The sequence below is a fragment of the Micromonospora sp. NPDC048063 genome (assembly GCF_043202855.1).
GTDB lineage: Bacteria > Actinomycetota > Actinomycetes > Mycobacteriales > Micromonosporaceae > Micromonospora.
Genome location: NZ_JBIDBG010000001.1, coordinates 131,985 through 151,034, shown reverse-complemented (window position 1 = coordinate 151,034; position 19,050 = coordinate 131,985). Strand labels below are relative to the sequence as shown.

12 protein-coding genes and 1 pseudogene are annotated in these 19,050 nt (G+C 74.5%); 6 read left to right on the top strand and 7 right to left on the bottom strand.

The window, feature by feature from the left end; genetic code table 11:
- Positions 1-20: 20 nt before the first annotated feature.
- From ACGFZ2_RS00710 to ACGFZ2_RS00695, 4 genes are all read left to right on the top strand, one after another.
- The gene (locus tag ACGFZ2_RS00710) at positions 21-827 is read left to right on the top strand and encodes a BTAD domain-containing putative transcriptional regulator (protein WP_393448699.1); all 807 of its coding nucleotides are present in this window, start codon (positions 21-23) and stop codon (positions 825-827) included.
- A gap of 124 nt (positions 828-951) precedes the next feature.
- The gene (locus ACGFZ2_RS00705; protein WP_393448696.1) at positions 952-1,299 is read left to right on the top strand and encodes a TcmI family type II polyketide cyclase; all 348 of its coding nucleotides are present in this window, start codon (positions 952-954) and stop codon (positions 1,297-1,299) included.
- 13 nt (positions 1,300-1,312) lie between these two features.
- Entirely contained in the window at positions 1,313-2,662 is a 1,350-nt protein-coding gene (locus ACGFZ2_RS00700) for an FAD-dependent oxidoreductase (RefSeq protein WP_393448693.1), read from the top strand.
- Between the two features lie 234 nt (positions 2,663-2,896).
- A complete protein-coding gene (locus tag ACGFZ2_RS00695) occupies positions 2,897-4,099 on the top strand; it encodes a hypothetical protein (RefSeq protein ID WP_393448690.1) in 1,203 nt (400 codons plus the stop codon).
- A gap of 205 nt (positions 4,100-4,304) precedes the next feature.
- Here ACGFZ2_RS00695 and ACGFZ2_RS00690 read toward each other — a convergent pair whose 3' ends face one another.
- Positions 4,305-5,132, bottom strand: a complete 828-nt coding sequence (locus ACGFZ2_RS00690; protein ID WP_393448687.1) for a hypothetical protein — start codon at positions 5,130-5,132, stop codon at positions 4,305-4,307.
- A 251-nt stretch (positions 5,133-5,383) separates the two neighbouring features.
- Here ACGFZ2_RS00690 and ACGFZ2_RS00685 point away from each other — a divergent pair, with 251 nt between their 5' ends.
- Positions 5,384-5,590: a hypothetical protein gene (locus ACGFZ2_RS00685; protein ID WP_393266324.1), complete on the top strand. Its 207-nt coding sequence runs from the start codon at positions 5,384-5,386 to the stop codon at positions 5,588-5,590.
- A gap of 83 nt (positions 5,591-5,673) precedes the next feature.
- Here ACGFZ2_RS00685 and ACGFZ2_RS00680 read toward each other — a convergent pair whose 3' ends face one another.
- Positions 5,674-6,855, bottom strand: coding sequence for a Cmx/CmrA family chloramphenicol efflux MFS transporter (locus tag ACGFZ2_RS00680; RefSeq protein ID WP_393448684.1), 1,182 nt, complete (start codon positions 6,853-6,855; stop codon positions 5,674-5,676).
- A gap of 789 nt (positions 6,856-7,644) precedes the next feature.
- A complete protein-coding gene (locus ACGFZ2_RS00675; RefSeq protein ID WP_393448681.1) occupies positions 7,645-8,478 on the bottom strand; it encodes a TetR/AcrR family transcriptional regulator in 834 nt (277 codons plus the stop codon).
- 210 nt (positions 8,479-8,688) lie between these two features.
- On the opposite strand from ACGFZ2_RS00675, the pseudogene ACGFZ2_RS00670 reads away from it, so the two are divergent.
- A pseudogene (locus ACGFZ2_RS00670) lies at positions 8,689-10,215 on the top strand (MFS transporter); the annotation flags it as partial.
- A gap of 348 nt (positions 10,216-10,563) precedes the next feature.
- On the opposite strand, the gene ACGFZ2_RS00665 reads toward ACGFZ2_RS00670, so the two are convergent.
- The 4 genes from ACGFZ2_RS00665 to ACGFZ2_RS00650 all read right to left on the bottom strand — a co-directional run bounded on the left by ACGFZ2_RS00665 (position 10,564) and on the right by ACGFZ2_RS00650 (position 18,877).
- The gene (locus tag ACGFZ2_RS00665; protein ID WP_393448678.1) at positions 10,564-12,186 is read right to left on the bottom strand and encodes a right-handed parallel beta-helix repeat-containing protein; all 1,623 of its coding nucleotides are present in this window, start codon (positions 12,184-12,186) and stop codon (positions 10,564-10,566) included.
- 195 nt (positions 12,187-12,381) lie between these two features.
- Positions 12,382-14,475 (bottom strand): amino acid transporter, encoded by a 2,094-nt coding sequence (locus ACGFZ2_RS00660; protein ID WP_393448676.1) that lies wholly within the window; start codon positions 14,473-14,475, stop codon positions 12,382-12,384.
- A gap of 629 nt (positions 14,476-15,104) precedes the next feature.
- Complete coding sequence (locus ACGFZ2_RS00655) at positions 15,105-15,875, bottom strand: DUF5995 family protein (RefSeq protein ID WP_393448673.1); 771 nt, start codon at positions 15,873-15,875, stop codon at positions 15,105-15,107.
- Positions 15,876-15,982: 107 nt separating this feature from the next.
- Complete coding sequence (locus tag ACGFZ2_RS00650; RefSeq protein ID WP_393448670.1) at positions 15,983-18,877, bottom strand: helix-turn-helix transcriptional regulator; 2,895 nt, start codon at positions 18,875-18,877, stop codon at positions 15,983-15,985.
- Positions 18,878-19,050 lie beyond the last annotated feature (173 nt).

The window sequence follows — 19,050 nt, the reverse complement described above, 5'->3', positions numbered from 1 at the left end:
GTTCCGCAGGGGGTGCCGCCGTGGCCGCTGATCCGTCGATGCCGACCACCGGGCGCCGCCCCGGCACGCAGATATCGCTGCACCTGCTCGGCGGCTTCCGGCTGCTGCACGGCGACACCCCCGTCGTGGTGCCACGCGGCCTGCAACGGGTCATCGCCCTGATCGGCCTGCGCCCCGGCGCCACCCGCAGCCACCTCGCCGGGCTGCTCTGGCCCGACGCCCCCGAGGACCGCGCGCTGTCGTCCCTGCGGACCGCGCTGTGGCGGCTGCGCCAGGACCCCTGCTGCCCGCTCACCACCGCCGGCGACACCGTACGCCTCGGCCCCACCGTCCAGGTCGACGTCGACGCCCTCATCGGCACGGCCGCGCGGGTGCGCGACGGCGACGACCCGTGCGCCGCCGCCCTCGCCGCCGGCCGGCACGACCTGCTCCCCGGCTGGTACGACGACTGGGTCCTCGCCGAGCGGGAGCGGCTGCGCCAGCTGCGCCTGCACATGCTGGAGGAACTGGCCGGCCAGCACCTGGCGGCGGGCCAGCACGGGCAGGCCCTGGAGGCCGCCCTCGAGGCGATGGCCGCCGAGCCCCTGCGCGAGACCCCGCACCGGCTGGTGGTGCGCATCCACCTCGCCGAGGGCAACGCCTTCGAGGCCGTGCACGCCTTCTACGTCTACCGCGACCTGCTGCTGCGGGAACTTCGACTCGAACCCTCCGCAGCCATGACCGCGCTGCTCGACGACACCCTCGCGCCCATCCGGGAGGCCACCCGGGACACCCCGACGCCGCCGCGCCGCACGCCGTCCGCCCGGGTCGCGCCCCGCGCCCGCTGAACCGGCGTCACCGGCGCGGCCGCGCGCGTGACGGGCAGGTGACAGCCGCCCGGGCAGGGTTGGCCGCACAACAGTCCGTGGCCTCCGACACCGCTCGGGGAGCGCCACCGGCGAGAGGGGTCCCATGAGCCGTCTACTGATCGTCAGCAGGATCATCCCGGGCGCGGAGGGTCGGGTCGCGCAGATCTTCGCCGAGTCCGACGCGACCGAACTGCCCGCCCTGACCGGGGTCCAGCACCGGTCCCTGTACTGCCTGCACGACCTGTGCGTCCACCTGATGGAGACCGCGGACGTCGACCCGGACGCCCTGGCCGGCGCCCGCAACCACCCGCTGTACCGCCAGGTCAACGAGCGCCTGTCCGCGCACACCTCGCCGTACCTGCCGACCTGGCGCTCGCCACGCGACGCGATCGCCGGCTGCTTCTACCGCTGGGACGCCGCCGACGCGCCGTCCCCGCACACGGCCGGCTGAGCGGAGGCGGCCCATGTCACCCAGGCCACCCCACGTCCTGATCATCGGCGCCGGCACCGGCGGGCTGTGCCTGGCCCACGGCCTGCGTCGCGCCGGAATCAGCGTCGCCGTCTACGAGAAGTACCGCACCCGCGGCGAGGGACTGCTCGGCTACCGCGTCGGCATCGGCCCCACCGGCAGCCGCGCCCTACGGGAGTGCCTGCCGCCACGGCTGTTCGACACCTACCTGGCCACCTGCGCCCGATCCCCCCGCTACTTCAACGTCATCACCCAGCGGATGCGTCAGACGGCCTCGTTCACCCTGCGCCCCGACACCGACCCGGTGGACACCGAACGGTCCGTGGCCCGGATGACCCTGCGCCAGGTCCTGCTCACCGGCATGGAGGACGCGGTCCACTTCGACAAGACCTTCACCCGGTACGAGCAAGGCGACGACGGCACCGTCACCGCCCACTTCGCCGACGGCAGCACCGCCACCGGCGACCTGCTCGTCGCCGCGGACGGCACGCACTCCGCCGTGCGCCGCCAGTACCTGCCGCACGCGGTCACCCGCGACGCCGGCACGATCAACATCGCCACCCGCATCCCCCTGACCCCGCACACCCGCCAGCTGCTGCCGCAACGGATCGAGCAGGGCATCTCGCTGATCTTCGGCACCGGCGGGATGATGGGCGTGCTGCACGTGATGGAGTTCAAGTGGAACGGCGACGGCACGCTGAAACCCGGCGTCGACCCCGCCGACGCCGTGCTGCTGCGCGACTGGCCCGGACTGCGCCACGACACCACCCGCGACAACATCAACCTGGTCATCTGGAGCACCGCCCGCCGGTTCCCGCCCGACGTCATGCAGCGCCGCGGCGAGGACCTCGTCCTGCTCGCCCTCCAACTCACCCGCAACTGGCACCCCCACCTGCGCGAACTGCTCGCCCGCAGCGACCCGGGCAGCGCCCTGCCGATCCGGGTGTCCACCAGCGAGCCGGTGCCGCCGTGGAAGAGCAGCACCGTCACCCTGCTCGGCGACGCCATCCACACCATGACCCCGGGGCGCGGCGTGGGCGCCAACACCGCGCTGCGCGACGCCGCCCTGCTCTGCCGGCAGCTCCGGCTGGCCGCGGCCGGCGACAAGACGCTGCTCCAGGCGGTGGCCGACTACGAGGCCGCGATGGTGCCGTACGGCTTCGCCCGGGTCGCCGACTCGCTCAACCGCAGCGGCACCAACGGCGACGACCGGATGTACAAGCCCGTCGTCGGCCGGCTCGCGCTGCTCGGCGCACGCGGCTACTTCGGCGTCACCAGCCGGGTGCCCCGACTGGCGCGCAAGTTCGTCAACGACTTCTACACCTACCGCGGCGAGGAGGACTGATCGTCCGACCCGGACCCCGGCGCCCGCCCGGCGCCGGGGTCCCCGCGTGCCCACCCCGCCCCGTGCGTGGACGGCGCCGGGCGACGACGGTCCGTCGCCCGGCGGACACCGCCGGTGCAACCCGTCCCACATGCGCCGTGACCGGCCGATCCTGCCTGCCGCCCGAACGACGCGTGTGCGAAGCTGCGGCGAGTTTTTCTCGAAGTTTCGACGCGAACGAATAGGAGGTCTGCCGTGGCGTGGTCTTTCGGGCACTGGCTGATACTGATCGTGGCCCTGCTGGTGGGTGTGGCGGCCGGTTGGTTCTGGCGCGGCCGGCAGGGCGCGGCAGCCGGGCACGGCTCGCCCACGGTGGAGGGTGATCCGGTCGCCGGCATGACCGCCGTGGTGGTCGACCCGCCGCCCGCCGCCACCACCGACGAGGTACGCCCCGAGGCGACCCTCGACCGGGCCCCGGACGCCGTCGCCGACCCCGTGCCCGCCCCCGACGCCCCGGCCGACGCCGACGCCGCCCCGGTCACCGTCGTCACCACCGACGCCGGGCGGGCCGACAAGATCGACCCGGCCGACATGGCGCTCACCGGCGACCCGGTGCCGGCGCCCGACACCGACTCCGTGGCGACGGCCGCGCCGAGCGACACCGCCCCGGGTGACCGGCCGGACGCCGAGGTCGTGCTGCCGGCCGCTGCCGGGGTGACCGGCCCCGTCGACCGCGAGCCGGCCGAGGAGCCGACCACCGCCACCGAGCCGGAACCGGTCGCCGCGACCGAACCGGAGCCGGTGCCGGCCGCCGCCGCCCCGATCGAGGCCCCGGCCGCCGAGCCGGAGCCCGCGCGCACCGGCGGGGCGGAGCCCGTCCCGGCCACCGAGCCGGAACCCGTCCGGACCGTCGCCGTCCCCGCCCAGGCGCAGCCCGAGGCCGAGCCGGTCCCCGCAGCCGCCGGCCCGGCGGAGCCGGCCCCCGCCGCCCCGGCCGGGCCGGACGCGACGCCGGCGGCGACCACGCCGGCCGAGCCGGTGGACGAGCCGAGCAAGGCGGCCGACCCGGTGGACGAACCGAGCAAGGCGGCCGACCCGGTGGACGAACCGAGCAAGCCGGCCGACCCGGTGGACGAACCGGCCGAACCGGTGGTCGTGCCCGCCGCGCGCGGCGCGGTGGCGACTCCGCCGGTGCGGTCGGCGGCCGACGTGGACGCCGACGACTTCCGCCGCATCCAGGGCGTCGGCCCGAAGATGGCGGCGGCGCTGCAGGCCGCCGGCATCCGCACGTACGGGCAGCTCGCGGAGTTGGACGAGGCCGCGCTGCGGGAGACGATCCGGGGAGCCGGGCTGCGGGCCGCGCCGAGCCTGGCGACCTGGCCCCAGCAGGCGAAGGTGCTCGCGGGCGCCCCGCAGGAGGCGGCCGCCGCGCTGCCGACCGGCGGCGACGACGCCTGACCCCGGGGCCGCCGCACCGACGGCGGCCCCGGACGCCGCTCCCCGGCGAGCCGGGACGGCGCCACGACAGGATCCACCCGATGCCACCGACGTCGCGACGTCCGCTCACCCGGACGCCGCGACGTCGGGCATTCCGGACGGAGGCCGACCAGCCACCGGGCGGCATTCGTGGGAGCCGGACACCACCGGCCGATCCGGTGCCCGGTCAGACCAGCGCCTCCGCGTACCCGCGGACCCGCAGGCGCCGACCGGCGGTGGGGCCGAGCCGCACCTGGAGGCCGAGCGGCGCGGCGGCCCGGCGCACGTCGTCGACGTGCAGCGAGCCGTGCCGGTCGACGGTGAGCACCGGCGGCTCCTCCGGCTCCCCGGCCGGGGCGTGGAACGACAGCAGCGTCACCGAGGCCGGCAGGTGCCCGGGGTGCGCCGCCCGGGCCGCCGCCTCGTCCCGGTGCGCGAGCACCACCAGGTCGTCGAGGTGGGCGAAGTCCTCGGCGATGCCGTCGGCCTTCCAGTGCGCCGGCTCCTCCGCGACCCCGGTCAGGTGCCGGGAACGGTTCGCCGAGGTGATGTGGAGGTGGTCCACCCCGGTCTCGGCGACCGCCCGCGCGAAGAACACGTTCGACGGGCAGGCCAGCCCCGGCGCGATCACCTGCGTGGTGCGTACGCCCCGGTCGTGCCGGGTGAGGTGGGCGGGCAGCCGGTCGACGGCCGGGCCACGGAAGCCGAACGGGCCCGCGCCGTAGAGGACGCCCATCAGCTGCCGCACCCGGTGCGCGGGCAGCCGGTGCGGCAGCCGCGCCCAGTCGAACATCGCGGGGATCCGCCCGAAGGCGGTGGTGATGCTGCCGACCTGGTCGGCCGGCCGCCCCTTGGCGACGTTGACCCGGCGCACGGTGGCGGCGTCCGGGCGGGTCACCAGCGCGTAGAAGTTCCCGAAAGCCACCGCCACCACCGCGCCCCCGGCCAGTGCGCGGGCCGCGACGGCGACGTCCTCGGGGCGGTCGACGTACAGGTGCGGGGTCGGGGCGTCCATGGTGTCCTCCTGTGCGGTGCTTCTGACGCAGTTGTACGCCCGCCGGGCTGCCGCGCGCGGCCGTCGGTCGCCGATCCGATAGCGCACCGGCGCGCCCCGGTCCGGGCGGTCGGCCGGGGGCGGGCCGTCAGGCCGGCGGGGCCTGCCGGGCGGCCGGCGGGTCGGTCGATCGGCGGCGTCGTTAGCCGTTCCACGCGACTGGGTACAACGTTCGACACCTCGAACCACCACACCCCTTTCTGGAGGCAGCGATGCGCGGCACGTCGATATTCGGAGTCATCGTCGTCATCTGGCTGATCATCGGCGCGGTCGCCGCCGGCCAGCGCGGCTACTACAACGGCGACGACACCAACTGCGCCGAGGCGGGCACCATCCTGGTGACCATCGTGGCCGGGCCGCTGAACTACATCGGCGCCAACCCGAAGGTCGACTGCGAGCTGCCCCAGCCCTCCGAGTAGGACGGACCCCGGCCCGCGCCTGGCGGGTGGCGCGGGCCGGCCCCGTGGACGACCTTCGTGCGGTGACGGGACCGCGACGCGGGCTAGGAAGCGACCGTCCGCGTGGGCGACTCCGTCCCGGCATCCCGCCACACCGTCCAGGTGGGTACGGCGGCGACGAACGCCAGTGCCACCAGCAGCGCGCTGACCCACAGCGGGGACCGGTAGCCGAGCCCGGCGCCGATGGCTGCCCCGCCCAGCAGGGGGCCGACGGTCGCGCCCACGTTCAGGGCGGCGGTCGCGAAGGAGCCGCCCAGGGACGGCGCGTCGACGGCCGCGTACAACGCCCGGGTGATCAGTGTGGATCCGACCGCGAACGAGAGCGTCCCCTGGACGAAGACGAGCAGGAACGCGGCGGGCGCGCTGGCCGCGGTGGCCGCGAACAGGAGCCAGCCGACGAGCAGGGCCACCCCACCGGGCACCAGGACCCGCATGGGCTGTGAGTCCGACACGCGACCGCCGACCGTCACACCGACGAATGACCCCAGGCCGAAGAGGGCCAGCAGGACCGGCACCCACCTCCGGTCGTAGCCGCTGACGTCGGTGATCAGCGGCGCCAGGTAGGTGAAGGTGCAGAAGGTCGCCCCGTTCACCAGGGCGCCCAGGAGCAGGGTCACCAGCAGGCGGGGACGGCGCAGCGCCCGAATCTCGTGCTTGGCGCTCGGTACGGCCGCGTCCGGTGGCGTGGCCGGGACCGCGCGCCGGATGGCCACGACGGCGGGCAGCGAGACGACGGCCACCGCCCAGAACGCCGAGCGCCATCCCCACAGCTGGCCGAGGAACGCCCCGGCCGGCACCCCCGCGACGCAGGAGAGGGTGAGACCCCCGAGCAGCACGGAGGCGGCCCGGCCCTTGGCCCCGGGTCCGGCCAGGTCGGTCGCCGTGGCCAGGCCCACCGCGAGGAACCCGGCGTACGCCAGCGCTCCGACGACCCGGGTGGCCAGCAGCATGCCGAAGCTGTCGGTGACCGCCCCGACGACGTGCACGACGACGACGGCGGTCAGGAAGACCAGCAGCGCCCGACGTCTGGGCCACCGCAGACTGAGGGCGGCCATCAGCGGCGCTCCGATGATCATCCCTACCGCGAAGGCCGACGTCAGCGCGCCGGCGGCCGGGACGGGCACGTGCAGGTCCCGGGCGATGTCCGGCACCAGGCCGGACAGCATGAACTCAGACGTTCCCTGGGCGAAGACCGCCAGTCCGAGCAGGTAGATGGCGAACGGCATGACACTCCACATTCCGCGTCGTGGATGGATGAAGAGGACGCGGGTGGGTCACGGCGGCCACGGCCGGGCGGCGCACGGGACAACCGTCCAGCCGGGCGCGGAGACCACCGCGCGAGGGCCTCCCGGGTGCGTGGACGCGGCACGACGTGGTGACGCGCAGGTGACGCCCGGGAGCAGCCGGTATGACGGCGATCGGTGGCGGGGACGCCCGAGGGACGCTGTCCGGTTCCGACAGCGCCTAGTGCGACGTCAACGAGGGCCAGCCACCGGACACCGGTGGCTGGCGTCTGGACGCCTCGGGGCTGGACACGACGCAAACCCTAGTGACGGCGCGGAGCAATCGTCAACGCGATAACCGCCGGCGGCGCGGGCGCGGCAGCGACGACGTCCGTAGACCAACCTAGGAACGTCACCGGGGTGGGCGACGGGCGGGCATCCGAGGGGCAGCCAAGCCGCCCGCCTACCGCACATCCCTAAGGCATCCTAGGAGGATGGGCTGTCAGGTCGACGGGACCGAACCCGCGCCGGAGGCGGGGCACGTTTGCCGGAGCGGGCGGCGGGAACAGTCGGCAGATCCGCACCTCGGTGGCGTCCATCAAGGCGCACGGGTGATGGTCCAGGTAGGCCACCACGTCGGCGAGGGTCCGTATCCGCACTCCGTCGTGCACCCAGCAGCCACGCTCGGCCAGCAGCGGCCGCACCTCGGCGACACTGCGGGTGATCGCCGGGCGATGGACTCCGAGTTGCTCGGGAGCGATCCGGGCCGCGTGACAAACCGCCCGCCGCGACTCAGGCCTCGATGCCCCGCCGTGCAAGATCGGCCGCGATGCCGTCCAGGACTCCGGCGAGGCCCGAGGCGAACAGGGCGTCGAGGTCCCAGGGGGCGGCGCCCGCGCGCATCGCGGAGCCGAGCCGCGGGTACGCGCCGGACTCGAAGAGCGGGCTGCGTTCCTCGTCCGGGGCGTGCGCCGTCCGCTGCGTGGTGCTTTCCGCCTGCCGTTCCGCCTCCACGTCGCTGACGTAGGTCAGCGCCACACCCTGCACGTAGGAGGCGAACATGAACATGTACCGGAAGGCGTCGGCAGGTTCGAGGCCGAGTCCGTCGAAGGAGGAGAAGGTGCTTTCGCTGTCCGCCGCGAGTGCCGGGCTGAAGTGTGCGCGGGTTGTCACCAGGACCCTCGACAGGATCCACGGGTGGCGGTGGTACAGCTCCCAGTCGCGGTAGGCGGCTCGTTCGAGGCCGTGCCGCCAGTTCCGCGGCGGCGCGTCGGGCAGAGGGACGTCGGCCATCGCCGCCTCCACCATCAGGGCCACCAGATCGTCCTTGGACGCCACGTGCCGGTACAGGGCCATGGTGCTCGCGCCGAGGTCCGTGGCGACCCGGCGCATCGACAGCGCGTCGAGCCCCTCCGCGTCCGCGACGTCGATTCCGGCCCGCACGATGCGCTCGACGGTGAGGTGGGGTGCGCTGTCGCTCTCCTCCAGGACGTCGGCCGGCGCCTCCGTCCTACGGCCCCGGTAGGCCCGCGCCTGGCAGGCGCGGGAGCAGTAGCGCCGCGGCCGCCCCCGTTCCGCATGCTCCAGCGTCTTTCCGCAGGACGCGCAGGCCGACTGCTCCGACATCACCACACTCCTTTTCGTCACACCCGGCGAAGGTGTGTCGAAATTCTATCCCGCCATCGAAGCGAGCGCATGAAGCAGGGAAAATAGCAGGCCCGAAACACATTTGCAGCCACCCGCACGCGTGTGCGTATCCTGTACACAGCTACGCGCGTACTAAGTACGCACTGCGTGACGGAATCCGTCCCAACCGAAAGAGCAGGAGCGAAGGACATGACCGAAGAACGTAAGAGAGCCGGAACCAGACAGTGGGTCGGGCTCGCCGTTCTGGTGGTGCCGTGCGTACTGGCGTCCATGGACATGTCCGTCATGTTCGTCACGCTCCCGTCCCTGACGGCCGACCTCCAGCCGAGCAGCTCCGAACTGCTGTGGATCATGGACGCCTACGGCTTCCTGCTGGCCGGCCTGCTGATCACGATGGGCACCCTCGGTGACCGGATCGGACGGCGGCGGGTGCTGCTGACCGGTGCTGCGGCCTTCGGTCTCGCCTCGGTCCTCGCGGCCTACGCGTCCAGCCCCGAGATGCTGATCGCGACCCGCGCGCTCATGGGCATCGCCGGAGCCTCGCTGGCCCCCTCCACCCTCTCCCTGATCCGGAACATGTTCCACGACGACCGGCAGCGGGCCACCGCCGTCGGCGTCTGGACGGCCGGCTTCGCGGGCGGTGCCGTCGTCGGCCCCATCATCGGCGGCCTGCTGCTGGAGCACTTCTGGTGGGGCTCGGTCTTCCTGATCAACGTCCCCGTGATGATCCTGCTGCTGCTCCTCGGGCCGCTGCTGCTGCCCGAGTACCGCGATCCCAAGCCGGGCCGCTTCGACCTGCTCGGCGCCCTGCTGTCCCTGGTGGCCGTCCTCGCCGTGATCTACGGCATCAAGCTGACGGCGAAGCACGGCTTCGGATGGACCCCGGCTGCCTGCATCGCCGCCGGACTCGCCGTGGGAGCACTGTTCATCCGCCGCCAGCGCACGGCCGTGAACCCGATGATCGACCTCGCGCTGTTCCGCACCCGCCGGTTCAACGTGCCGCTGCTCATCGACGCCCTGGTGACCTTCGCGATGATCGGCTTCTCGCTGTTCAACTGGCAGTTCATGCAGCTCGTCCTGGGCATGAGCCCGTTCGAGTCGGCCCTGTGGTCGCTGCCCACGTTCCTCGTGCTGCCCGTGGGTGTCGCCCTGGCCACCGCGATGGCGCCGCGTATCGGCAAGCCCAACGTGATGATCGCCGGGCTTTTGGTGGCGACCGCCGGATACGTCGCGCTGTCCCTGATCCGGACCGACTCGGGCATCGTCTACCTGGTCAGCGCACTGGCCGTGGTCTCCATCGGCATCGGCGGTGTGTCCGCCGTCGTCACCGAGGTGATCTTGTCCGCCGCGCCGCCGGAGCGAGCCGGAGCGGCCTCCGCCCTGGCGGAGACCTCCGCCGAGTTCGGCGGAGCGCTGGGCATCGCGGTCCTCGGCAGCATCGGCACCGCCGTCTACCGCTCGCAGATGGAGTCCCAGGCCCCTGCGGGCCTCACCTCCAAAGAGCTGGCCGCGGCGGAGGAGACCCTCGGCGGCGCCGTCGACACCGCCGCGGCCTTACCGCACCAGACCGCAGAGGCGCTGCGGAGCGTTGCCTTCGACGCCTTCACCCACGAGATGCGGATCGCCGCGATGGTCAGCGTCGTCCTGACGGCGGGCGGGGCCATCCTGATCGCCACCATGCTCCGCGCCGCACGCAACCGGCCCGGACCCGCCTCACCGAGGGCGGTCCCGGGGCGGACGGCACAGCACGGCGGTCGCGACCAGGCCGACGAGCTGCCCGTGACGACGCCCACGTCGTGAACCCGGTCCCGTGGACCGTACCGGTGTAGCCGCGCCCTCTCCCGGGCAGCGGCTACACCGCCAGCGGCTCCACCTCCCGGTAGGGTCGCTGGGCCCGGCCGGAGCGGCCGACCGCCGAGCTCGCGCAGGCGAGCTCGGACGGACGGCGAGCGGAGGGGCGCGTCCGGACGGCGGGCACGCGACGAGGGGCGCACCCGGCCCGCGCCGCCGAGGATCCTCACGATCGTCGGGAGCGGGGCCGGGTGCGCCCCTCGGGGCGGCCGGTCAGCGGAAGCAGTTGGCCACCGGCACCCGGCTGCCCTCGCAGTTGGTGGGCTCGTTGTCGACGATGTCGGTCTCGTCGTCGACCCTGACCCGGGCCTTGTCGGCGAAGAGACCGCCCGGCTTCCCCGTGGCGGTGTTGTCGCTCACCCGGCTGCGGTAGAGGGAGACCTGACCCTGGGTCGCGAACACCCCGCCGCCCGTCGACGCGGCGCCGACGGCGTGGTTCCGGTCGACCTCGCTGTGGCGGACCAGCAGGTTGGACTTCGCGGCGTAGATGCCGCCGCCGGCACCCCGGGCGGTGTTGCCGGCGACGACGCTGTCGTCGAGCGGAAGCAGGCCCTGGGAGGTCGAGATGCCGCCGCCGTTGCCGGTGGCGGTGTTGTCGCGCACCTCCAGGCCGCGCAGGAAGATCAGGGCGTCCGAGTTGGCGATGCCGCCACCGGTCTGGGCGGTGTTGCCGAGCACCTTGCTGTCGGCCACCCTGGTGCGGGCCGAGAAGCTGGCGATGCCGCCGCCCTGCGCCGCGTTGTTGTGCGCGAAGGTGCTCTTCCGCACCTCGGCGGCCCCGCGGTAGTTGCCGAGACCGCCGCCGTACGCGACGGCGGTGTTGTTCCGGAAGTCCGACGTGCGCAGGGTCAGCACTCCGCCGTTGAGCAGGCCCCCGCCCTTGCCCGCCTTGCCGGCGGCGTGGTTGTCGACGAACGTGCTGTCGACGACCACCATGTTGCCGTCGTTGAAGATCCCGCCACCGCCGCCCTCCGCGGAGAGGGAGGTGCTGCCGACGACGGCGGTGCGCTCGACCACCGCCGACGCGCCGTGCACGACGTGGATGCTGCCGCCCTCGGCGGCGGAGAGGCCGTTGCGCAGCACGACGTCGGAGAGGGTCAGTTCCCCGCCGTCGCGGACGGTGAAGAACCGGAACGCCTCGGCGTGCACGTCCCGCTCGATCGTGGCGCCCTCGCCCCGGATGGTGATCGGGTGGTAGATGACCGGCAGCCCCGCCCTGTCGTGCTGCGGGTTGCGCGGCGGGGCCTCGGCGTCGCCCGGGTTCTCCGCGCTGTCGGCCGCCTCCCGGGCGTCCCGGATCCCGCCGTCGTAGTCGTCGGGCTGCTGGAAGGCGTGCGTCAGCTCGTACGTGCACTTCGGCGCGAGCCGCAGGTGGGCACCGCCCTCGGCGTTGGCGCGGACCAGCGCGGCGATGAGCTTCGTCGAGTCGCACGGCACCGCGACCTCCGCGCGGCGCCCGGCCCCGGGCCCCGGGTCCGGGTACCCGTCCCGGCCCTCCTCCCCGCCCCGGTGCTCCCCGGCGGAGTCGCCCGACCGGTCGCCGGAGGGCTCCCCGGCGGCAGCCCCGGAGGGCTGCCCGGCAGGATCGCCGGAGGGCTGCCCGCCGAGGGCGGCGCGGCCCTGCTCGCGGCGGTCGTCGCGGTGCTCCGCGCCGGAGTCGTCGCCGCGCAGCACCAGGGACGGCGTCTCCGGCGCGACGGGCAGCGCTCCCGCGGCCACCGCGACGCCGCCCGCCACCCCGGCCACCAGGGTGCCCGCCACGAGCCCACCGGCTAAGAACCACCGGGACCGTCGCCTGGTTGGTGCCGCTCGCCGGTTCCCTTGATACGTCGACATCAGGCTTCCCCTGCCTCTCGGTGCATGACACGGCCGGCCCGAACCGGGCGCGGGGTGACTGACATCCCGACAGCCACCGAAGGCCACGATACGAGCGAAACTCGGGCAAGTCAGTCGAAGATGAATAAACGTACGATTCATCTTGAGACGGTCGAGAACGGCTGTCCGGCCCGAGGCCGGCGCGGGGTGCCGGGGTCAGCCGCCGACGTGGATGCCCGGCCGACGCGCCGGGTCCGGCTCGGACTTGCGGAGGATCTCCCGGACCACCGGCGGGGTGTCGCCCCGACCGAGGATCAGGTAGCGCAGCAGGTGCGCGAGGGGGTTCCCCTCGGACCACTCGAAGTGGGCGTGCGGGCGGACGCCGGTGGCGTCGCGCAGCGCCAGGAGGATCGCCGCGATGGCGTTCGGCACCGCCGGGCTGCTGGCCCGCAACACCCGGAAGCCCCCGACCTCCACGCCGTGGACCCGCAGCACCTGGCTGAACTCGGACGGGTCGACCACCTCGATCTCCAGGAACAGGATGTCGCCCTCGCCGGGGACCGGGTTCATCCCCCGCTGCGCCCGCTCCTTGATCGTGTACTCCTTCACCGCGCCCCGGGCCCGCTTGTGGGCGATGAGGTGCAGCCGGCCGTCGTGCGCCAGCGAGTCGGCGACGAACCGGCGGGCCGGCTCGTCGAACTCGATCCGCTCCGTGCGCAGCTCGGTGGTCCGGCTCACCCGCGAGACCAGCGAGACCGCGACGATGCCGAGGATGAACAGGACCGAGATGGTGATGCCGTCCGGTTTGGCGATGGCGTTCTCGGCCAGGGCGTACAACAGGACCAGGGTGAGCACGGCGAAGCCGACGGCGGCGACGCGCTCCCGGCGGCCGGCCGCGGAGATGGTGACCGCCACGGCGGCGGAGACCATCATGGCGAGGATCCCGGTGGCGTACGCCCCGGCCTGTTCGTTGACGTCGGCCCGGAACACCACGGTGATCGCGATGCTGACCAGCGTGTAGACGATCACGACCGGCCGCACCGCGCGGGCCCACTCCGGCGCCATGCCGTAGGTGGGCAAATAGCGGGGCACGATGTTGATCAGGCCGGCCATCGCGGAGGCGCCGGCGAACCAGAGGATGAGCGCGCTGCTGACGTCGTAGACGGTGCCGAAGACCTCGCCGACGTGCTCGTGGGCGAGGTACGCCAGCGCCCGGCCGTTGGCGGCCCCGCCCGGCGCGAACTCACCGGGCGGGATCAGGACCGTGGTCACGAGCGAGGTCGAGACCAGGTAGACCGACATGACGAGGGCGGCGGTGGCGAGCATCCGGCGGGTGTTGCGGATCCGCGCGGCAAACCGGGCCGCGCGGTCCAGCCCCTCCCCGGCCACCAGCGGCATCATGCTGACCCCGGTCTCGAAACCGGAGAGCCCGAGCACCAGCAGCGGGAAGGCCAGCACGGCGGTCACCACCACCTCGCCGGGACCCCGACCCGCGCTCAGCGCCGAAGTCCAGCCCGCCAGCGCCCCCGGGTTCGCCGCGATCTCGGCCACCGAGACCGCGACGACCACCGCGTTCAGCGCCAGGAAGACGGCGACCAGCGGAATGGCCACCGCCACCGCCTCCCGGAAGCCGAGCAGGAAGACGCCGCCGAGGACCAGCAGCAGCACGACGGTGACGCCGACGGCGACCGCCGTTCCGCCGACGCCCTCGGGCAGCAGCGGGTTCTCCAGCAGGTGCACCGTGGCGTCGGCCGAGGAGAGGGTGATCGTGATGATCCAGGAGGTGGCCACGAAGCCGAGCAGGACCAGCACGAAGACCTTGCCCCGCCAGAACGGCAGCAGCCGTTCCAGCATCGCCACCGAGCCCTGCCCGTGCGGGCTCTCCCGGGCCACCCGCCGGTACATCGGCAGCATGCCCAGCAGCGTCAGCGCGACGATCAGCAGGGTGGCCAGCGGGGAGAGCGCCCCGGCCGCGACCGCCGCGATCCCCGGCAGGTACGACAGGGTGGAGAAGTAGTCCACCCCGGTCAGGCACATGACCTGCCACCAGGCGTGCGAGCGGGCCTGGCCCTCCGCCGACTCGGGGCCCACCGGCTGCACCCGGTGCGTCAACAGCCACCGTCGCAGCGGGCTGGGCGGCGCCACCGGCCGGCTGGGACTGGCCACGACCTCCGGAACGGCGACCGGGCGACCCGCGCGGCGGCCGGGGTGGGTGGGATCGCGCGCGGCGCGCAGCTCCCGGTCCATTCCGCCGCGCGGCGGGCGGCGGCCGCGCGTGCGCCGCGGCCCCGCCCCGTGCTCGTCAGCCATCCCCCGTCCCCGCCCCTCGGCCGTCCTGACCCGACCGTAGGCGGTCTCCCGCCGGCCGCCCGCCGGAACGGCGAACCCGGAGCGCCCTTCCACGAGGCGGGAGGCCTCCCGGACGGACGGGCCGGCCGGGGACGCCGGCCGGACCGGCCGACACCGGCCGGCGCGGGCGTACCCCGCGCGGACCGGCCGACACCCCCCGAGCCGGCCGGCCCTCCCCCCAACCCCCGACCACGGCCCGCCCGCCGGGCGGCCACGGCGGCCGGGCACCCCCCGGACCCGCCCGCCGCGCGCCGACTTCGGCCGGGCACCCCCCGGGCCCGGCCGCCGTCGGCGCCGCCCTCAGCCGGCCGGTGCCAGCCGCCCGGCCAGCCAGGCCGCCCGGTCGTCCCGGGTGTCGGCCCGGCAGCGCGTCTGCTGCGAGCTGTAACCAACCGGGCAGCCGCCGCGGCGTACCGCAGCAGGTCGAAACGCCCCTGAGCGCGCCACCCGGCGCGGCCGGCGGCGCGCCCGACCGGCCTCGGCGGATGGCGGGCGGGGCGGCGACGGGCGGCCGTGCGCGCGGCGCGGCGCGGACGCGTCCCCGCGCTCCGCCGTGTGCCGGTGCGGAGCGCGGGGACCCCCCGTCCCGGCTACTGCAGGAACGCCCCGAGGGGCGAGAGCAGCAGCCGGCCGAGCGCCGCGGCGGTGTCGTCCAACCGCGCGCGCTCACACTCGTGGGCGGCCGGGTCGTGCCGGCACCGCCAGATCTTCTGCGCGTTGCGCCAGGCGACGTCGCGGGTGTACTCGACCAGTTCCCCCTGGTACCAGTCGTCGATGTCGCCGTTGAGCATGTCGATGAGCAGCTGCCACCGCTCCAGGTAGCCGCGCCGCAGGCCGGGGATCTTGTCCGCGAAGATGTTGTTGATCTCGAGGTAGTCGCGATGCTGCTCGGTGCCGTCGACCGGCTCCGACTCCAGGCTGTCGAACGTGGTCACCAGCGCGAACGGCAGGTCGAAGTTGATGTGCGCGTTCACCCCGGCCGCCGCCGACGGCAGCGGGCGGGCGTCCGGCCCGCGCATCCGCTCGAACAGGCACGTCCAGGCCTTCGGCGTGCCCGGGCTGGAGTCGGTCCACAGCCGCATCGCGTCGAAGTAGCGCGCGGCGAACTCCACGTCGAGGCGCGACAGGAACACGGGGTCGGAGAACCGGTCGTCGTAGAGCCCGTTCAGCACGTTCTCGGTGATCGTCAGATAGAGCTTGTTGAAGTCGGCCAGCGGGCAGCTCGCCTCCAGCGGAGGCAGCCGGACCAGCAGGTCCTGGAGCTTGGTGAGGTGGTCGACCACCGCCGGCACGTCGGCGGGGTGGTCGGCGAGCAGGTCGACGACGTCCCGATGCACGGGCCCCCACACCGGTTCCGTCATCTCTCCTCCACAGTGGTTCCCGGCACCCCGTGCCGTCGGCGACGCTGCACAGCCTGCCAGCCGACGACCGTCGGCCGGATCAGTAGAACGACGTATCCGTACGCGCGTCAGGTGGGCCGGTTGCGCAGGAAGATGGCGCTGGCCTGCACCCGGGTGCGGACCTGGAGCTTGTCGAAGATGTGCGAGACGTGCACGCCGATGGTCCGCTCGCTGATGAACAGCCGCTGGCCGATCTCCCGGTTCGTCAGCCCCTCGGCGACGGCGGCGAGCACCTCCCGCTCCCGCGCGGTCAGCACCGCCAACTCGTCGCCGTCCGGGCCGGCGGTCGGCTCACCCGCGACCGGCCGGTCCTCCAGCGCCACCCGGGCCCGGCCCGCGAGGGTCCGGATCTCCGAGGTCAACGGCACCGCGCCGAGCCCCTGCGCCACCTGGTACGCCTGCCGCAGCAGCTTGCCCGCCGTGGCGCTGCGGCTGCGCCGGGCCAGCAGCGCCTCGGCCTGACGCAGCCGCGAGTAGGCCGCCGGGTAGGGGTGGTGGCGCCGGTCCCACTGCGCCACGGACCGGGCCCACAGCTCCGGGTCGCTGCCGTCGAGGCGGCTCACCTCGGCGGCGCACAGCGCCAGGAACCCGTCGACCACATCGCGCACCGGGCGGGCCGCGTGCTCGCTCTTGCGGGCCACCCGGTCGGCCACCTCCCGCAGCCGCCGCACCGCGGTCTCGTCCACCGCGATCGTCCGGCTGGCGTGCGCCTCCGCCTCGGCCCGCAGGCCGTGCCACACCAGCGCGGCGAGGATGCCCACGTCGTCGGAACGGCTCTCGGTCAGGCCGCGCTGCACCGCCTGCCGGGCGAGGTCGTGCCGGCCCTGCCACATGGCCAGCCCCGCCCGCAGTGTGAGCAACGGAATCACGTGCCGCGCCCCGCCGCCGGCGAGCACCGTGGCCACGGCATCCAGGTCGCGGTCGGCGGCCGCGATGTCGCCGTAGCCCACCGACAGCCGGCAGCGGGCCAGCAGCAGCTCGACCGCGTCCGCGCCGGAGGGGCGGTGCCGCAGCGCCGCCGCGACGACCTTCTCCGCCTCCGCCCACTGGCCCACGCGGAACAGCCCGTTGGTGGCGATGGCCAGCAGCCGGGTCTCCCAGGTGCGACCGAGGCCCAGCTCGGCCACCCGCTCGGCACCCCGGCGGGCGACGACGACGCCCTCCTCCAGCACGTTCAGCGGCCCGGTCAACAGCTCGGCCAGGTGTAGGTACGCGCAGGCCACGTCCTCGGGGCGGCCGGAGCGCTCGGCGGTCTCCAGCGCCCGGCGCATCACCGCCAGCCCGGCGTCCGGGTCCTCCAGGTACGCCTCGGAGAACCCGAGGGCCGCGCTGGCCAGCACGACCTCCGACGTGGAGCCCTCGACCGCGGCGGACAGCTTCAGCGCCTCCCGGGCCCGCCGGCCGGCGTCGGCGTACCGGCCGAGGTGCAGCAGCAGCTCGGCCAGGTGGGCGGCGGCGGTGGCGCGTTCCCGGGGCGTGCAGTCGGCGGCCTCCAGGGCCCGCCGGTATTCCGCCTCGGCGAGCGCCGACCGGCCGGCGGCGGCCAGATAGCGGGCCCGCCGGATGTGCAACGCACAGGTCGACCGGTCGGCGCCGGAGCCGGCCAACTCCTCGAGCAGGGTCAGCGCGCGGGCGTGCTCGCCGCAGTGGTGGGCGGCCTCGGCCGCGCGCTCCAGCAGGGTCACCCGGTCCACGTCCAGCGGACCCACACCGGGCGAGCCGGCCAGCTGCAACGCGACCGACCAGTGCCGGTGCGCCTCGGCCCAGCCGTGCAGCCGCTCGGCCTCCCGGGCCGCCGCCGTCGCCGCCGGCAGCGCCCGCGCCGGCTCACCGGCCAGCCGCCAGTGGTGCGCCAGGCGGGCCTGGTGCAGCTCCGCCGGGGCCGAGGTGAGCGCCTCGGCGTAGCGGCGGTGCAGGGCGGCCCGCTCGGCGGGCAGCAGCTCGTGCTCCAGCACCTCGGCGACCAGCCGGTGCCGCAGCCGGTAGCCGTCGTCCGCGCCCACCAGCAGCCGGTGCGCGACGGCCGCGCGGACCGCCTCGATCAGCTCGTCCTCGGGCAGCCGCGTCACCCGCGCCAGCAGCCAGTGCTCCACCGGCTCGACGCCGGCCGCGACCGCGTGCACCACGGCGTGCGCGTGCTGGGGCAACGCGTCGACCCGGGCCAGGAAGATCTCGCGCAGCGTGTCGGAGAGGCCGTCCCGGCCGTCGCGCAGGTCGCGGGCCAACTCCTCCACCACGAACGGGTTGCCGCCGCTGCGCCGCCACACCAGCTCCGCCGCCTCAGGCGCGAGCGGTCGGCCGACCACGGCGGCGGCGAGCTGGTCGGTGCCGACCCGGTCCAACGGAACCAGGTCGAGCACCCGCACCGAGCGCAGCCGACGCAGCTCGGTGAGCACCCGGCGCAGCGGGTGCGCGCCCTGCAACGACTCGGCCCGCACCGCGGCGAGCACGGACAACTGGAGGTCGCCGAGGCCGGCGAGCAGATAGAGCAGCAACTGTCGGGTGCTGCGGTCGACCCACTGGAGGTCGTCCAGCACGAGCACCAGCGGGCGCCCCTCGGCGATCAGGTGCAGCCCCCGGGAGACCCGCTCCAGCAGCGCCCCGGCGCCGTCCGGACCGGCGGTCTCGTCGGCGAACATCTGCAGGAGGCCGCGGACGGCCGAGGACGTCCGGGCGTGGGAGCCGGTCAGCTCGGCGTCGAAGCGGCGCAACGCCTGCAGCAGCGGGTGCAGCGGGGACGCGTCGCCGATGTCCAGACAGGAGCCGGTGAGCACCAGGGCACCCGCGTCGCGCAGCCGGGCGCCCACCTCGCGCAGCAGCCGGGTCTTGCCCACGCCGCTCTCGCCGGTGAGGAAGACGGCGGCGGTGTGCCCCTGCGCGACCTCGTCGAGCAGCGCGGACCGTACCGTCGTCACCAGGTCGGCCCGGCCGACGAGCGGTGCGGCGTCCACATCGCTGGCCATGGCACGCAGCCTAGTCACACGTCCGCGCACCGTTCTACGGGTCTTCTGCCCCCGTGGTACTCGTCGCGTCGACAATGCGACCGGAGGTTGCGGCTGGCCGACATACGTCGTTCTGCAGATCCCCCGTCGACCCACAGGTGACAGTCTCCGAGGCGTCGGCAGGCAACGGGGGG

Excerpts from the sequence above, each read along its gene's own strand:
- ACGFZ2_RS00705 (WP_393448696.1), top strand. The coding sequence starts at position 952 with ATGAGCCGTCTACTGATCGTCAGCAGGATCATCCCGGGCGCGGAGGGT.
- ACGFZ2_RS00700 (WP_393448693.1), top strand. The coding sequence starts at position 1,313 with ATGTCACCCAGGCCACCCCACGTCCTGATCATCGGCGCCGGCACCGGC.
- ACGFZ2_RS00690 (WP_393448687.1), bottom strand. The coding sequence starts at position 5,132 with ATGGACGCCCCGACCCCGCACCTGTACGTCGACCGCCCCGAGGACGTC.
- ACGFZ2_RS00685 (WP_393266324.1), top strand. The coding sequence starts at position 5,384 with ATGCGCGGCACGTCGATATTCGGAGTCATCGTCGTCATCTGGCTGATC.
- ACGFZ2_RS00680 (WP_393448684.1), bottom strand. The coding sequence starts at position 6,855 with ATGCCGTTCGCCATCTACCTGCTCGGACTGGCGGTCTTCGCCCAGGGA.
- ACGFZ2_RS00675 (WP_393448681.1), bottom strand. The coding sequence starts at position 8,478 with ATGTCGGAGCAGTCGGCCTGCGCGTCCTGCGGAAAGACGCTGGAGCAT.
- ACGFZ2_RS00665 (WP_393448678.1), bottom strand. The coding sequence starts at position 12,186 with ATGTCGACGTATCAAGGGAACCGGCGAGCGGCACCAACCAGGCGACGG.
- ACGFZ2_RS00660 (WP_393448676.1), bottom strand. The coding sequence starts at position 14,475 with ATGGCTGACGAGCACGGGGCGGGGCCGCGGCGCACGCGCGGCCGCCGC.
- ACGFZ2_RS00655 (WP_393448673.1), bottom strand. The coding sequence starts at position 15,875 with ATGACGGAACCGGTGTGGGGGCCCGTGCATCGGGACGTCGTCGACCTG.
- ACGFZ2_RS00650 (WP_393448670.1), bottom strand. The coding sequence starts at position 18,877 with ATGGCCAGCGATGTGGACGCCGCACCGCTCGTCGGCCGGGCCGACCTG.